This window comes from Pseudomonas sp. FW300-N2A2, assembly GCF_017351735.1.
Classification (GTDB): domain Bacteria; phylum Pseudomonadota; class Gammaproteobacteria; order Pseudomonadales; family Pseudomonadaceae; genus Aquipseudomonas; species Aquipseudomonas migulae.
In genome coordinates, this window is the sequence record NZ_JACNDU010000039.1 from 1 (window position 1) to 14,413 (window position 14,413).

The 14,413-nt window shown below is 62.3% G+C and carries 16 protein-coding genes; 4 read left to right on the forward strand and 12 right to left on the reverse strand.

The features are described 5' to 3' along the window. Positions 1–259 precede the first annotated feature (259 nt). The 4 genes from J4E42_RS27040 to J4E42_RS27055 all read left to right on the forward strand — a co-directional run bounded on the left by J4E42_RS27040 (position 260) and on the right by J4E42_RS27055 (position 5,418). Positions 260–502 (forward strand): exodeoxyribonuclease VII small subunit, encoded by a 243-nt coding sequence (locus J4E42_RS27040; protein ID WP_007894317.1) that lies wholly within the window; start codon positions 260–262, stop codon positions 500–502. After that, positions 499–1,386 (forward strand): (2E,6E)-farnesyl diphosphate synthase, encoded by an 888-nt coding sequence (gene ispA / locus J4E42_RS27045; protein ID WP_008042967.1) that lies wholly within the window; start codon positions 499–501, stop codon positions 1,384–1,386. Before J4E42_RS27040 ends, ispA begins: the two co-directional genes overlap by 4 nt. A 91-nt stretch (positions 1,387–1,477) precedes the next feature. After that, positions 1,478–3,376 (forward strand): 1-deoxy-D-xylulose-5-phosphate synthase, encoded by a 1,899-nt coding sequence (gene dxs, locus J4E42_RS27050; protein ID WP_207286584.1) that lies wholly within the window; start codon positions 1,478–1,480, stop codon positions 3,374–3,376. Positions 3,377–3,534: 158 nt separating this feature from the next. Further along, positions 3,535–5,418 carry a TonB-dependent receptor domain-containing protein gene (locus J4E42_RS27055; RefSeq protein WP_207286585.1) on the forward strand — a complete coding sequence of 628 codons (1,884 nt, stop codon included), beginning with the start codon at positions 3,535–3,537 and terminating at the stop codon, positions 5,416–5,418. A 110-nt stretch (positions 5,419–5,528) separates the two neighbouring features. On the opposite strand, the gene J4E42_RS27060 is transcribed toward J4E42_RS27055, so the two are convergent. The 12 genes from J4E42_RS27060 to nrdR all read right to left on the reverse strand — a co-directional run bounded on the left by J4E42_RS27060 (position 5,529) and on the right by nrdR (position 14,323). Beyond that, positions 5,529–6,329, reverse strand: coding sequence for a cobalamin-binding protein (locus J4E42_RS27060; protein WP_207286586.1), 801 nt, complete (start codon positions 6,327–6,329; stop codon positions 5,529–5,531). Then, positions 6,329–6,748 carry a hypothetical protein gene (locus J4E42_RS27065; protein ID WP_008033728.1) on the reverse strand — a complete coding sequence of 140 codons (420 nt, stop codon included), beginning with the start codon at positions 6,746–6,748 and terminating at the stop codon, positions 6,329–6,331. The genes J4E42_RS27060 and J4E42_RS27065 overlap by 1 nt, the downstream gene beginning before the upstream one ends. Next, the gene (gene ribA, locus J4E42_RS27070) at positions 6,745–7,362 is read right to left on the reverse strand and encodes a GTP cyclohydrolase II (protein WP_008033730.1); all 618 of its coding nucleotides are present in this window, start codon (positions 7,360–7,362) and stop codon (positions 6,745–6,747) included. The genes J4E42_RS27065 and ribA overlap by 4 nt, the downstream gene beginning before the upstream one ends. Before the next feature lie 232 nt (positions 7,363–7,594). Continuing rightward, the gene (locus J4E42_RS27075; protein WP_192228072.1) at positions 7,595–8,332 is read right to left on the reverse strand and encodes an ABC transporter substrate-binding protein; all 738 of its coding nucleotides are present in this window, start codon (positions 8,330–8,332) and stop codon (positions 7,595–7,597) included. Between the two features lie 21 nt (positions 8,333–8,353). Next, positions 8,354–8,857, reverse strand: a complete 504-nt coding sequence (locus J4E42_RS27080) for a phosphatidylglycerophosphatase A (RefSeq protein WP_207286587.1) — start codon at positions 8,855–8,857, stop codon at positions 8,354–8,356. Next, on the reverse strand, positions 8,854–9,819 hold the full coding sequence (thiL, locus tag J4E42_RS27085) for a thiamine-phosphate kinase (protein WP_207286597.1): 966 nt from the start codon (positions 9,817–9,819) through the stop codon (positions 8,854–8,856). Before thiL ends, J4E42_RS27080 begins: the two co-directional genes overlap by 4 nt. A gap of 27 nt (positions 9,820–9,846) precedes the next feature. After that, complete coding sequence (gene nusB / locus J4E42_RS27090) at positions 9,847–10,347, reverse strand: transcription antitermination factor NusB (protein WP_145318911.1); 501 nt, start codon at positions 10,345–10,347, stop codon at positions 9,847–9,849. Further along, entirely contained in the window at positions 10,344–10,820 is a 477-nt protein-coding gene (ribE, locus tag J4E42_RS27095; RefSeq protein WP_003228649.1) for a 6,7-dimethyl-8-ribityllumazine synthase, read from the reverse strand. Before ribE ends, nusB begins: the two co-directional genes overlap by 4 nt. Positions 10,821–10,911: 91 nt before the next feature. Next, positions 10,912–12,003, reverse strand: a complete 1,092-nt coding sequence (ribBA, locus tag J4E42_RS27100; RefSeq protein ID WP_008033745.1) for a bifunctional 3,4-dihydroxy-2-butanone-4-phosphate synthase/GTP cyclohydrolase II — start codon at positions 12,001–12,003, stop codon at positions 10,912–10,914. A gap of 16 nt (positions 12,004–12,019) precedes the next feature. Further along, on the reverse strand, positions 12,020–12,682 hold the full coding sequence (locus tag J4E42_RS27105; RefSeq protein ID WP_008033746.1) for a riboflavin synthase: 663 nt from the start codon (positions 12,680–12,682) through the stop codon (positions 12,020–12,022). 46 nt (positions 12,683–12,728) lie between these two features. Then, a complete protein-coding gene (gene ribD / locus J4E42_RS27110; RefSeq protein WP_008033747.1) occupies positions 12,729–13,862 on the reverse strand; it encodes a bifunctional diaminohydroxyphosphoribosylaminopyrimidine deaminase/5-amino-6-(5-phosphoribosylamino)uracil reductase RibD in 1,134 nt (377 codons plus the stop codon). Further along, entirely contained in the window at positions 13,859–14,323 is a 465-nt protein-coding gene (gene nrdR, locus J4E42_RS27115; RefSeq protein ID WP_003228656.1) for a transcriptional regulator NrdR, read from the reverse strand. The genes ribD and nrdR overlap by 4 nt, the downstream gene beginning before the upstream one ends. Positions 14,324–14,413 lie beyond the last annotated feature (90 nt).

The following is a 14,413-nucleotide window of genomic DNA, read 5'->3' on the forward strand; positions in this document are numbered from 1 at the left end:
GATCGCGGCGGGCCCACGGAGCAGGACCGGAGCGAGGGCATGCCGAGCATTAGCGAGGCACCGAACGAAAGGGGCAAAAGCCCTTGGTTACTTGGGGCTCTTCCAAGTGACTCGCCGTAAGGGCGAAACCGCCAGCCGCCGTTACCGCAAAAACGGATATCCCCCCAACCAACAGCACAACAAACAATGCCCTCATTTGCCCATAACCCCCATGTCTGCTAGTGTCGCGCCGGTTTAACGTCAACCGGAAATCGCCGCCATGGCCCGCAAAAAAGCTGCACTGGATTTCGAACAATCCCTCGCCGACCTGCAAACGCTGGTAGAGCGACTGGAGAACGGCGAACTGTCGCTGGAAGACTCGCTGACGGCTTTCGAGCAAGGCATCGGTCTGACCCGTGATTGCCAGGCAGCGCTGGCCCAGGCCGAGCAGAAGGTTCAAGTGCTGCTCGAACGTGATGGCGAGCTCGCCGAGGAACCCTTCGACGCGGATCAACCAGAATGATTGCAGCGTATTCGGCGACGAGCCAGGCCCGCGTCAACGCGGCACTGGAAACCCTGTTCAACGCACCAAGCCCGGAACTCGCACGGTTGTACGAAGCCATGCGCTACAGCGTGATGAACGGCGGCAAACGCGTGCGTCCGCTGCTGGCCTACGCAGCGTGCGAAGCGCTGGGCGGCAAGCCCGAGCAAGCCAACGGCGCCGCCTGCGCCGTGGAACTGATCCACGCTTATTCGCTGGTGCACGACGATTTGCCGGCGATGGACGACGACGATCTGCGTCGCGGCCAGCCGACCACCCACAAAAAATTCGATGAAGCCTGCGCGATTCTCGCCGGTGACGGTTTGCAGAGCCTGGCCTTCAGCGCCCTGCTCGACCCGCGCCTGAGCTCGTCGGACGCTGAGATCCGCCTGCAAATGGTCAGCGCATTGGCATTGGCAGCAGGGCCGGCCGGCATGGTCGGCGGTCAAGCCATCGACCTCGGTTCGGTCGGCTTGAAGCTCGATCAGAAAGCCCTCGAATACATGCACCGGCACAAGACCGGCGCGCTGATCGAGGCCAGCGTCAAACTCGGCGCCCTCGCCAGCGGTCGTGCCGAGAAAGACGAACTGAAGTCCTTGCAGACTTATGCACAGGCCATCGGCCTGGCCTTCCAGGTGCAGGACGATATTCTCGACGTCGAAAGCGATACCGAAACCCTCGGCAAACGCCAGGGCGCCGACATCGCGCGCGACAAACCGACCTACCCGGCCCTGCTCGGCCTCGATGCGGCCAAAGCCTACGCGCTGGAACTGCGCGATCAGGCCCTGCACGCGCTGCGACCGTTTGACGCGGCCGCCGAGCCATTGCGCGATTTGGCCCGGTATATCGTCGAACGGCGCAGCTGACAGCGTATCCGCCAAAAAAGAGCAACGCGTGGGCAGGGGCCGATGCATCAGGTAAACTGCCGCCTCTTCTATACCTATAACGATTCGCCTGATGCCCACGACGTTTCATGAGATTCCCCGCAAGCGCCCGACCACGCCCCTGCTCGACCGTGCCAATACGCCGGACGGCCTGCGCCGGTTAGGCGAAGCCGAGCTGGAAACCCTGGCCGATGAGTTGCGCCTGGAATTGCTCTACACGGTCGGTCAGACCGGCGGGCATTTCGGTGCCGGCCTGGGCGTCATCGAGCTGACCATCGCGTTGCATTACGTCTTCGACACCCCGGACGACCGGCTGGTGTGGGACGTGGGTCATCAGGCCTATCCGCACAAGATCCTCACCGGCCGTCGCGAGCGCATGGGCACCCTGCGCCAGAAGGACGGCGTCGCCGCCTTCCCGCGTCGTTCCGAGAGCGAGTACGACACCTTTGGCGTTGGCCACTCCAGCACCTCGATCAGCGCAGCGCTGGGCATGGCCATTGCCGCCCGCCTGCAAAACAGTGATCGCAAGGCGATTGCCGTGATCGGCGACGGCGCGTTGACCGCCGGCATGGCGTTCGAGGCGCTGAACCACGCGCCGGAAGTGGACGCCAACATGCTGGTGATCCTCAACGACAACGACATGTCGATCTCGCGCAACGTCGGTGGCTTGTCGAACTACCTGGCGAAAATCCTTTCCAGCCGCACCTACGCGAGCATGCGAGAAGGCAGCAAAAAGGTCCTGTCGCGCCTGCCCGGCGCCTGGGAAATCGCCCGTCGCACCGAAGAATACGCCAAAGGCATGCTGGTTCCCGGCACGCTGTTCGAAGAGCTGGGCTGGAACTATATCGGCCCGATCGATGGCCACGACCTGCCGACCCTGATCGCCACTCTGCGCAACATGCGCGATCTCAAAGGCCCGCAGTTCCTGCACATTGTCACCAAGAAAGGCAAAGGCTTCGCCCCGGCGGAAGTCGACCCGATCGGTTACCACGCCATCACCAAACTCGAACCGCTGGACGCTCCGGCCGCTGCGCCGAAAAAAGCCAGCGGTCCGAAGTATTCCGGCGTGTTCGGCGAATGGCTGTGCGACATGGCCGCGGCCGACCCACGCTTGGTGGGCATCACCCCGGCGATGAAAGAAGGCTCCGACCTGGTGGCCTTCAGCGAGCGTTTCCCGCTGCGCTATTTCGACGTGGCGATTGCCGAACAGCACGCCGTCACCTTCGCGGCGGGCATGGCCTGTGAAGGCGCGAAACCGGTGGTGGCGATCTACTCGACGTTCCTGCAACGCGGCTACGATCAGCTTGTTCACGATGTGGCGGTGCAAAACCTCGACGTCTTGTTCGCCATCGACCGCGCTGGCCTGGTTGGCGAAGACGGCCCGACGCACGCCGGCAGTTTCGACCTGTCGTTCCTGCGCTGCATCCCCGGCATGCTGGTGATGACCCCGAGCGACGAAAACGAACTGCGCAAAATGCTCACCACAGGCCATCTGTACAACGGCCCGGCGGCGGTGCGTTACCCGCGCGGCAACGGCCCGAACGCAACGATCGAGAAAGACCTGCAACCAATCGAAATCGGCAAAGGCGTGGTTCGCCGTCAGGGCAGCAAAGTCGTCCTGCTGGTGTTCGGCGTGCAATTGGCCGAGGCGCTGAAAGTCGCCGAGACGCTGGATGCCACTGTGGTCGACATGCGTTTCGTCAAACCGCTGGATGAAGAGCTGGTTCGCGAAATCGCCGGCAGCCACGAGTTGCTGGTGACCATCGAAGAGAACGCGATCATGGGCGGTGCCGGTGGCGCGGTCAGCGAATTCCTCGCCCGCGAGAACATCCTCAAGTCGGTGCTGCACCTGGGCTTGCCGGACCTTTACGTCGAACACGCCAAGCCCGCGCAAATGCTGGCCGAGTGTGGACTGGACGAGGCCGGGATCGAAGCCTCGATCCGCGAACGCCTGCAACTGCTCAACAGCTAAATCTCTGGATGCATGCAACACCCTGTGGGAGCGAGCCTGCTCGCGATAGCGGACTGACAGTCAACTTATTCATTGACTGACACACCGTCATCGCGAGCAGGCTCGCTCCCACATTGGTTTTCTGTGTCTTTCAAAATGTGTGTTCGCCCGGATTACCCATGAAACTCTCCCGCCTCGCCCTGACGCTGACCCTTCTGCCGTCCGGCCCGCTCCTGGCCGACACCTTCGAACGCGATCAAGCCCTGAAGCTGCCCGACGTACTGATCAGCGCCAACCGCCAGGTCGAAGCGCGCAACGACAGCAGCGCCGCCAACACCGTGTTCACCCGCGACGACATCGACCGCCTGCAACCGGCCAGCGTCACCGACCTGCTGCGTCGCGTGCCGGGCGTGCAAGTCGGGCAAACCGGCGGGCGCGGCAGCTTGCCGGGGGTTTACATTCGCGGCACCAAATCCGCTCAGAGCCTGGTGCTGGTGGACGGTCAACGCATCGGCAACTCGACTTCCGGCGACAGTAACCTGCAACACATCAACATCGAGCAAGTCGAGCGCGTGGAAGTGCTGCGCGGCTCCCGCTCGGTGATTTATGGCAGCGATGCGATTGGTGGGGTGATCCAGATTTTCACCCGTCGTGGCGCCGAACAAGGCCTGCAACCGCGCCTGCACATGGGTTTTGGCAGCAACCAGACGTGGGAGCGCAGCCTCGGCGTGTCCGGTGGCGATGAGCAAACCCGTTTCAATCTGGGTGCCAGTCTCGATGAGACGGGCGGGATCAATCGCACCCACGCGTCGTACCCCAGCGATGGTGATCACGATGAGTATCGCAACAAGTCGGTGAGCCTGAGCCTGAGTCACGCCCTCACCGATGACCTCGAAATCGGCGCCAACTTGCTGGATAACCGTGGCAAAAGCGCGTTCGACAACCCGTTCGGCCGCTTCGATACCACCACCTTCGAATCGGTCCAGCAGCAGCCTTACAACGAATTCACGGTGAGCAGCCTCAGCAGTTACCTCGATGCGCGCATCAACGACCGGTGGAAAACCCGCGTTGAGTTCGGCCACAGCGAAAACCGCGAGCAGACCTTCGACAAGCTCAGCGATGAACGCAGCGTGTTCAACACCTACCGAGACTCGGTGAACTGGCAGAACGACCTGACGCTCGACGCGCGCAACAGCCTGATCCTCGGCGGTGATTGGTACGAAGACCGCATCAACAGCAGCACCGCATTTGACGAGGACAGCCGCTGGAACCGCGCGGCATTTATCCAGCATCGCTATCAGGCCGACAGCTTTTCCACGGAACTGGGCCTGCGCCGCGACCAGAACCAGCAGTTCGGCAGCCAGAACAGCTGGAGCGGCACCTTCACCCTGCCGTTGAACCCGGATAACGATGTACTGCTGACCTACAGCGAAGGCTTTCGCGCACCGACGTTCAATGACTTGTATTACCCGGATTTCAGCAATCCGGACCTGAAGCCTGAAACCTCGAAAAGCTACGAGCTGCAATGGCGCAGTCAACTAACCGAAAACAGCCGCCTCGAAGCCTCGCTGTATCGCACCGATCTCAAGGACGCGATTATCTTCGGCAGCAACGACCGCCCGCAGAACGTCGCCTCGGCACGGATCAACGGGTTTGAAGCGGCGTTGAAGCAGGAGCTGTTCGGTTGGCAGAGCAACCTTGGCGTGGCGTTCATCGACCCGCGGGATCGCGACAGTGGGCACACCCTGGCGCGTCGTGCACGGCGGACGTTGAGCCTGGATCTGGATCGACAGTTTGATCGACTGGGTCTCGGCGCCAGTTGGCAAGCGGTGAGCAGCAGCTTTGACGATGAGGACAATCGGCAGCCGTTAGGCGGGTATGCGCTGCTGGGGCTGCGCAGCAGTTGGGAGCTGAATCGTGAGATCAAGCTTGAGCTGAAGGTCGATAACCTGCTGGACAAGGGTTACAGCCGGGCGTTGTACAGCCATGAGGGCAGTCAGTATGGGTATCGCGAAGAAGGTCGGGCGTGGATGTTTGGGGTGACCTGGACGCCGGAGATCTGATCTGACATTTGCGGTGTTCGGGCGGGCCTCTTCGCGGGCAAGCCTCGCTCCTACAAAGCACCGTGATCCTCTGTAGGAGCGAGGCTTGCCCGCGAAGGTGGCGCCGCGGTTTAACGATCGGGCGCTATCAATTGGCAGAGCTTGGCCGTCGCCTCGATCATCTGCCCACTCGGCCGCTCCAGCCCTTTATCCGTCACCAACCGCAATCGCCCCTGCGCCACCGCCGTCACTTGCGGCCACGCCTTCCACGCCTCCAGCTGCGCCTGATCACCGGCCAGAATCACCTCGGGATTACGCTGCAACACCGCCTCCACGCTGACCTGCGGCGCTGGCAATGTCAGGTCGGCAAACACATTGCGCGCGCCGCACACGTCCAGCGCATCGCTGATGATCTGCCCGCCACCGACGGTGTACAGCGGACGATCCCAGACCTGATAAAACACCCGCAGCGGTTCATCCCGTCGATAGCGCTGGCGCAGTGCATCGAGGCGCTGACGCAGTTCGCTGGCCAATGCCGCGCCTCGCTCGGGCCGGCCGAGCTGCGTGGCAATTGCCTCGATTTGCGCGGTCAGTTGGTCAAGAGTGTGGGGGTCGGCGACGTACGTGGGGATGTTCAGGCGCTTGAGTTGTTCACGCTGGGCCGAGCCAACGCTGCCGGGCCAGAGCAGCAACAAATCGGGTTTGAGACTGAGCAACCGCTCCATGTCCAACTGGCCGTAGCGGCCAACGGAAGGCAGGTCTTTGAGTTCAGCAGGACGATCACCGGCATCCAGTACGCCGACCAGAAGATCAGCAGAACCCAGCTCAACGACGATTTCAGAGAGAGACGGCGCAAGGCTGACAACGCGCTCGACCGCAACAGCCGAAGCGCTGACGACCAGCAGCAAAACCGCCAGCCCGATGCGGCGCATCAGCCGAGTTGACGCGGAATACGGTAGAGGTAGAACAGCACCGTGGTCGACAGTGCCAACAGCACCAACGGCACCGCTTCAAGCCCAACGAATACGGCCAACGCACCGATCCAGGCCGGTAAACCGGCGGCCAGAAACGCAGTGCGGCGCTTGGCAGCCAGGACAATCCACGCGGCGGGCTCTTCAGGGGTATCGAGGGCTTTCTGGGTGGCGATCAGTGCGTGTTTGTAGCCACCGAAAAACTTCAGGCTGACAAACATCGAGGCCACACCGGCGATGAACAGCGGCATCGCCAGCACCGGCAGGATCGCCTCGCCCTGACCAAACACGCCGTTGATCACGAACAGCGGCAGCAGGGCCAGCGCCAGGTATTGCCACCAGCTGACGGACAGTCGGCGCCGCACTTGACCGCGGGTCACGCCCGGTCTACCTCACCCTGATGCTCGTTGCCCATCATGTGGTCGAGCTTGCTGGCCTTGGTGGCCAGGTAGAGTTTGTTGTGCGGATTGTGGCCAGTGTGCAGCGGCACGCGCTCGGCGACGACGATGCCCATGTCGGTCAAGGCTTTGACCTTGCGCGGGTTGTTGGTCATCAGGCGCAGGGATTTCACCCCCAGGTGCTCAAGCATCGGCAGGCACATGGCGTAGTCGCGCTGGTCGGCGGCGAAGCCCAGACGCTCGTTGGCTTCAACGGTGTCGGCGCCGCCGTCCTGCAATTCATAGGCGCGGATTTTGTTCAGCAGGCCAATGCCACGGCCTTCCTGACGCAAATACAGCAACACGCCACGGCCTTCGCGGGCGATGGCCTGCAAGGCAGCCTCGAGTTGCGAGCCGCAGTCGCAGCGCTGGCTGAACAAGGCATCGCCGGTCAGGCATTCAGAGTGCAAGCGGCCGAGTACCGGGGCACCGTCGTCGAACTCACCGAGGCTCAGTACAACGTGCTCGCGCCCGTTCTCTTCATCGAGAAAGCCATGCATGGTGAATTGCGCAAAAGGCGTTGGCAGCTTGGAAGCGGCGACAAAAACGACAGGCACCGGTGTGCTCCTGATCAATAAGTACTGGAGATTCGCAGACGCGGCATTGTAACAGCAGGTTCCTACAGACGCTTAGGCTGAATTATGGAGCATAACGATCTAAAAGTTTGATCACAGCCCCACATCAGAACCTGTAGGAGCCGGCTTGCCGGCGATAGCGTTGGGTCAGACGATTAATTTAGTGACTGGACGGACGCCATCGCCGGCAAGCCGGCTCCTACAAAGGCCGAGTTCAATTCGGGTCAAACGGATACGGCTGTTTCCAGCGTTCGAAAATCGGTTTCAACTGGCCGTTTTTGACCAGCACGTCCATTCGCTGGTCGAACAGCGCCATCAGTTTTCGTGCCTTGGGCGTATTGGCAAAGCACAGGTACAGCGGCAATTCCGCGATGTGCGTGCGCCGGAACTGGGACGGATCCTTGGTCCAGCGGAGCACGTAATCCACCTCGGTCAGCGCGTCGATGTAGTAGTCGGCACGGTTGTGGGTCAGCATCGACAGAATACCGGTGCGCCGCATCACCTCGTTATAGCGACGTACGTTGGGCAGGTAGTTCTGGAAGCTGTAACCCCGGACCCAGGCCAGCCGGTAGTTGCCCAGCGTCTGCGGCGTCGGCACCGGATTGCTGGCCAGCCCCAGGGCGTAGATGTGATCGGTGTCGTAATTCCAGCGCGGATACAGCAGATCGCTGACGTCATCCCGATAACCACCGACACAGGCGTCCACTTCGCCACGCTGCGCCAGGCCGATGGCGCGAATGTAGGGTTCGGTCCTGATGTCCAGTTTGACGCCGACCGGTTCGAAGACTTCGCGCAACACGTCCCAACCCAGGCCATGGCCATCGGCGGCGGTGTAGTCTTCCCAGTCTTCGCTGGCCAGATGAATCACCGATGGCGTTGTCACTGCCTCCCCCGCCTGGGCGAGCGAAGCAAACAGTGCGAAACCCATCACAGCCAACCAGCGTCGAGCCATCCTAGTTCCCTGTTCCGCCACTCAGGCGAAAATCCATACCAGCCCCTGCATCGCCAGCCACGCGAACACTCCGGCCAATACGTCGTCGAGCATGATCCCGACACCGCCGTGCACATGCCGGTCAATCCAGTGAATCGGCCACGGCTTGAGGATGTCGAAGAAGCGGAACACCAGAAAACCCGCGAGCAACCAGTACCAGCCTTCCGGCACCAGCCACAGGGTGATCCACATCCCGACCATTTCGTCCCAGACGATGCCTTCGTGGTCGTGCACCCGCAGATCGTCGGCCACTTTGCCGCACAGCCAGAAGCCGAACAGCATGGTGATGCCCAGCATCAGCCAGTAACCCCAGTCGGGCAGCATCTGCCACAACGGAATAAAGGGTAGCGCAACTAACGAACCCCAGGTGCCCGGTGCCTTTGGCAAGGTGCCCGAGCCGAAGCCGAACGCCAGGAAATGCCATGGATTACGCCAGACCGACGGCGGTACGTTTTCCGCCGGGACCTGTTTGGGGTGATCTGTCACGGTGTCTCCCGAAAATGTTGATAGCCCCGGGTTTGCGGGGTGATGTCTTGTCCGGCGGCATCCAGCAGCACAACGCCCTGCCCCGTGACCACGCGCCCGATCACATGGATTGGCCAGCCATCTGCCAGCAACCCCGGCAACTCGACGGACGGTAAGGTGAAGGCCAGTACGTAATCGTCACCACCGCTCTGGGCGGCGTGTTCGGCGCCCGATTGACCGAGGAAGGCCACTAGGGCCTTCGACAGCGGCAAGCGGTCCCGCTCAACCTGAATGCCGACCCTCGACGCGAGCGCGATGTGCCCGCAGTCGGCGAGCAAGCCATCGGAGATGTCCAGCGCCGAAGTGGCTTTACCGCGCAACGCCTGGCCCAGCGCGAGTTGCGGCTGTGGCGACCAGTAATGCGCCAGCAGCGGATCGGCGATGGCGGCTTCAGCCGTGCGCTGACCGAGCACCAGCGGCAAGGCACCGGCGGCGTTGCCCAGCTCACCGCCGACACACAGCAGGTCGCCTGGTTGCGCACCGCTGCGGGTCAACGCCAAACCACTTGGCACACGCCCGAACACGGTCATGGTCAGGCTCAGCGGCCCACGGGTAGTGTCGCCCCCCACCAGCGCAACGCCGCAGTTCTGCGCCATGCGGTTCAAACCACGGGCATAGGCATCCAGCCAATCGGCGGTTACCGTCGGCAAGGTCAGGGCAAGGGTAAAGGCAACGGGAGTGGCGCCCATGGCCGCCAGATCGCTGACGGCCACGGCCAGCGAACGCTGACCGAGCAGAAACGGGTCGCAGGGGTCTGCGAAATGCACACCGGCCACGAGCGTGTCGGTGGAAATCGCCAGCTGCTCCCCGGGGGGAACAGCGAGCAAGGCGCAGTCATCGCCGATCCCCAGGGCAACGCCTTCGCCGCCCTGCGCACAAGGCGCGGCGGCGAAGAAATTGCGGATCAGCTCAAACTCGCCCATGGCTGAGACAAAGAGTTCAAGCGCCAATCAGCGCTTGAACGCCTTCACTTCAGCTTCACGCAGACGCGGGGCCAGCTTGTCGAGTACACCGTTGACGAACTTGTGGCCGTCGGTGGAACCGAAGACCTTCGCCAGTTCGATACCTTCGTTGATCACAACGCGGTAAGGCACATCAACGCGCTCGAGCAGTTCCCAGGTGGACAGGCGCAATACCGCCAGTTCAACCGGGTCCAGCTCTTCGATGGTCAGGTCCAGGCAAGGTGTCAGTGCGGCGTCGATACGGTCTTTCTGCGCGGGAACCCCATGCAGGATTTCACGGAAGTAGGCGCCGTCGACATCGCTGAAATCGTTATCGACCCGGAACTGCGCTTCGATCTCGTTCAGCGATTGCTTGGCCATGTGCCATTGGTACAGCGCCTGAGTCGCGAGCTGACGGGCTTCGCGACGCTTGACGCTTTTCGATGGCTTGCCGGCATCCGCAGGCTTTGGATCGCGCGGGTTGAAACGATCGCTTTCGTCGCTAATCACTTGGCCTCCAACTGCGCCAGCAGGCTGACCATTTCCAGAGCGGACAGGGCAGCTTCGGCACCTTTGTTACCGGCCTTGGTGCCGGAACGTTCGATGGCTTGCTCGATGGAATCAACGGTCAGGACGCCGAAGGCAACCGGAACGCCGAACTCCATGGACACCTGGGCCAGGCCCTTGGTGCATTCGCCCGCCACGTATTCGAAGTGCGGAGTACCGCCACGAATGACCGCGCCCAGAGCGATGATGGCTGCGAACTCGCCCTTCTGAGCGACTTTCTGCGCAACCAGCGGGATTTCGAAGGCGCCAGGTGCGCGGATGATGGTGATGTCGCTTTCGCTCACGCCATGGCGAACCAGGGCATCAACTGCACCGCTGACCAGGCTTTCAACAACGAAGCTGTTGAAACGGCCCACTACCAAAGCGTAGCGGCCTTTAGGGGCGATGAAGGTACCTTCGATGGTCTTCAGGGTCATTCGTTAGTTCTCTTAAAGAGCCGGGACGCGTCTTCTACGCGCCCCTCAGTGATATTTGAACCGCGAATACAGGGCCGGGAACAACCGGTCATTATTCGGAGGGCACGTATTCTACAACTTCCAGATCGAAACCGGATATCGCATTAAATTTCATTGGCGCAGACATCAGGCGCATTTTGCGCACGCCCAGGTCCCGAAGGATCTGCGAACCGGCACCGACGATGCTGTAGGTGGTCGGTTTTTTCACCGCGGCGTGATCGGCGGTTTCGCGGATGTGCGCCAGCAACACGTCGCCATCGAGCGGGTGACCGAGCAACAGCACCACGCCGCTGCCAGCCTCGGCAACCGCGGCCATGGCGGCGCGCAGGCTCCAGCGGCCCGGTTGCTTGACCATCAACAGGTCGCGCAGCGGGTCCATGTTGTGCACGCGAACCAGGGTCGGTTCTTCGGCGCACACGGTGCCCAGGGTCAGTGCCATGTGCACGTCGCCTTCCACGGAATCACGATAGGTCACCAGGTTGAATTGGCCCAGTTCGCTGTCCAGCGGCTGCTCGGCAATCCGCTGAACGGTACGTTCGTGGATCATCCGGTAGTGAATCAGGTCGGCGATGGTGCCGATCTTGATGTTGTGCTCGGCGGCGAAAGCTTCCAGTTCGGCGCGACGGGACATGGTGCCGTCGTCGTTCATCACTTCGCAGATCACGCCGCTCGGCTCGAAACCGGCCATGCGCGCGAGGTCGCAGGCAGCTTCAGTGTGACCGGCGCGAGCCAGGGTGCCACCGGCCTGGGCCATCAACGGGAAGATGTGGCCGGGGCTGACGATGTCTTCAGCCTTGGCGTCTTTCGCGGCAGCGGCCTGCACGGTGCGCGCACGGTCGGCGGCGGAAATGCCGGTGGTCACGCCGGTGGCGGCTTCGATGGACACGGTGAACTTGGTGCCGAAACCGGAACCGTTGCGTGGCGCCATCAACGGCAGCTTCAGCGTTTCGCAGCGCTCGCGGCTCATCGGCATGCAGATCAGGCCACGGGCGTGCTTGGCCATGAAATTGATGTGTTCGGCCTGGCAGCACTCGGCGGCCATGATCAGGTCGCCTTCGTTCTCGCGGTCTTCGTCATCCATGAGGATGACCATCTTGCCTTGGCGGATGTCTTCAACCAGTTCTTCGATGCTATTGAGCGCCACAAGGCACCCCCTTGGGTCAGGATTTGAGGTAGCCGTTGGCGGCCAGAAAGCTTTCGGTAATGTTACTGGAGGTTGGCTCTGCGGCCTTGTCGCCCAGCAACAGGCGCTCCAGGTAACGGGCCAGCAAGTCCACTTCCAGATTCACCCGGCGACCCGGCTGGTACGACGCCATGATGGTTTCGCTCAGGGTGTGCGGAATGATCGTCAGCAGGAACTCGGCGCCATCGACCGCGTTCACGGTCAGGCTGGTGCCGTCGACGGTGATCGAGCCTTTGTGGGCGATGTACTTGGCCAGTTCTTTCGGTGCACGGATGCGGAATTCCACGGCACGTGCGTTCTCGGTGCGGGCAACCACTTCGCCCACGCCATCGACGTGACCGCTGACCAGGTGCCCGCCGAGGCGAGTGGTCGGGGTCAGGGCTTTTTCCAGATTGACCGGGCTGCCGCTTTTCAGGTCGTTCATGGCGGTGCAGTCGAGGGTTTCGCGACTGACGTCCGCGGCAAAGCCGTTGCCTGGCAGCTCAACGGCCGTCAGGCACACGCCGTTGACCGCGATGCTGTCGCCCAGTTTGACGTCGCTCAGATCGAGCTTGCCGGTTTCTACATGGACCCGCACATCTCCGCCTTTTGGGGTCAATGCACGAATACTGCCGATGGATTCGATGATGCCGGTAAACATGAAGTCCTCCTCGAGAACAGGGCCGTCGCGTGGCGCAGGCCCGGAATTATACGCTCGCCGATGGCGCAGGAATGGCAATGACTCGCCAGTCATCGCCAACCGCGCGGATTTCAGTGATTTTGAGCTCGGGCGCGTCTTTCATCTGAGCCAGCGGCCAGTCGAGCAACGGGCGCGCTGACGAGCCCAGGAACTTGCCGGCGATGAAAATCTGGAATTCGTCCACCAGACCTTGCTGGGCAAAGGCCCCGGCCAGACGCGGACCGGCCTCGACCAGCACTTCGTTGACGCCGCGATTGGCCAGTTCAACCAGCAACTTGCGCAGGTCAACCAAGCCATCGTCGCCGGCCACAATCAGGCATTCCGGGCCGTTGGCGTATTGTTCTTCAATCGCCATGCAGGTGGCGACCAGCGCCGGGCCGGCCTTGAAGAATGGCGCATCGAGCGGCACGCGCAGGCGGCCATCGATTAAAACGCGCAGCGGCGGACGGCTCATTGCCAATGCGGTTTGCTCGGCGTCCAGCCCCAACTCGTCAGCGCGCACGGTCAAACGGGCGTTATCCGCCAGCACCGTGTCGGCGCCGGTCAGCACCACGCTGGCCTGGGCGCGCAGGCGTTGAACCGCCGAACGTGCGGCCGGGCCGGTGATCCATTGGCTCTCGCCGCTTTCCATCGCCGTGCGACCGTCGAGGCTCATGGCCAACTTGACCCGCACGAACGGCAAGCCGTGTTCCATGCGCTTAAGAAAGCCTTGATTGAGCTTGCGTGCCTCACCTTCCAGCACACCGCTTTCGATGGCAATGCCGGCCTGAGCCAGACGCTGCATGCCACGGCCGGCCACCGACGGGTTCGGGTCCTGCATCGCCGCGACGACGCGTGCGAGGCCGGCATTCACCAGCGCATCGGCGCAAGGCGGCGTGCGGCCGTGGTGGCTGCACGGTTCGAGGGTCACGTAAGCGGTGGCACCACGGGCCTTGTCGCCCGCAGCGCGCAGCGCGTGGACTTCGGCGTGGGGTTCGCCAGTGCGCTCGTGCCAGCCTTCGCCGACAATCTGCCCGTCCTTCACGATCACGCAGCCAACACGCGGGTTGGGATGCGTCGTGTAGTGGCCTTTGCGCGCCAGTTCCAGGGCGCGGGCCATGTAATGGGCGTCGAGGATGGCAAGCTCTGTGGAGGTGGTCATTCTTTCACCGGCTCACGGGCCAGGCGATCGATCTCTTCGCGGAACTCGTTGAGGTCCTGGAAGCGCCGATACACGGAGGCGAAACGAATGTAGGCGACTTCATCGAGCTTTTGCAGCTCGGCCATCACCAGTTCACCGACCACGAGGGACTTGACCTCGCGCTCGCCGGTGGCGCGCAGCTTGTGTTTGATGTGCACCAGCGACGATTCGAGGCGCTCGACACTCACCGGGCGCTTCTCCAGCGCACGCTGCATGCCGGCGCGGAGTTTTTCTTCGTCGAACGGCTGGCGGCTGCCGTCGGTTTTGATCAGGCGCGGCAACACCAGTTCAGCGGTTTCGAACGTCGTGAAACGCTCGCCGCAGGCCAGGCATTCGCGCCGGCGGCGCACCTGTTCGCCCTCGGCGACCAGACGCGAGTCGATGACCTTGGTGTCGTTGGCACCGCAGAAGGGACAGTGCATGGTGGCAGGCAACAAAAAAAGGGAGGGCCATGGTAGCGCATCCCGGTGGCAAGACAAGCCATAGGGTTTGCGGTATACAGACTGGCTATA

Excerpts from the sequence above, each read along its gene's own strand:
- J4E42_RS27055 (WP_207286585.1), top strand. The coding sequence starts at position 3,535 with ATGAAACTCTCCCGCCTCGCCCTGACGCTGACCCTTCTGCCGTCCGGC.
- dxs (WP_207286584.1), top strand. The coding sequence starts at position 1,478 with ATGCCCACGACGTTTCATGAGATTCCCCGCAAGCGCCCGACCACGCCC.
- J4E42_RS27060 (WP_207286586.1), bottom strand. The coding sequence starts at position 6,329 with ATGCGCCGCATCGGGCTGGCGGTTTTGCTGCTGGTCGTCAGCGCTTCG.
- ribE (WP_003228649.1), bottom strand. The coding sequence starts at position 10,820 with ATGACCCTGAAGACCATCGAAGGTACCTTCATCGCCCCTAAAGGCCGC.
- J4E42_RS27105 (WP_008033746.1), bottom strand. The coding sequence starts at position 12,682 with ATGTTTACCGGCATCATCGAATCCATCGGCAGTATTCGTGCATTGACC.
- thiL (WP_207286597.1), bottom strand. The coding sequence starts at position 9,819 with ATGGGCGAGTTTGAGCTGATCCGCAATTTCTTCGCCGCCGCGCCTTGT.
- nrdR (WP_003228656.1), bottom strand. The coding sequence starts at position 14,323 with ATGCACTGTCCCTTCTGCGGTGCCAACGACACCAAGGTCATCGACTCG.
- ribD (WP_008033747.1), bottom strand. The coding sequence starts at position 13,862 with ATGACCACCTCCACAGAGCTTGCCATCCTCGACGCCCATTACATGGCC.
- ispA (WP_008042967.1), top strand. The coding sequence starts at position 499 with ATGATTGCAGCGTATTCGGCGACGAGCCAGGCCCGCGTCAACGCGGCA.
- J4E42_RS27075 (WP_192228072.1), bottom strand. The coding sequence starts at position 8,332 with ATGGCTCGACGCTGGTTGGCTGTGATGGGTTTCGCACTGTTTGCTTCG.
- J4E42_RS27040 (WP_007894317.1), top strand. The coding sequence starts at position 260 with ATGGCCCGCAAAAAAGCTGCACTGGATTTCGAACAATCCCTCGCCGAC.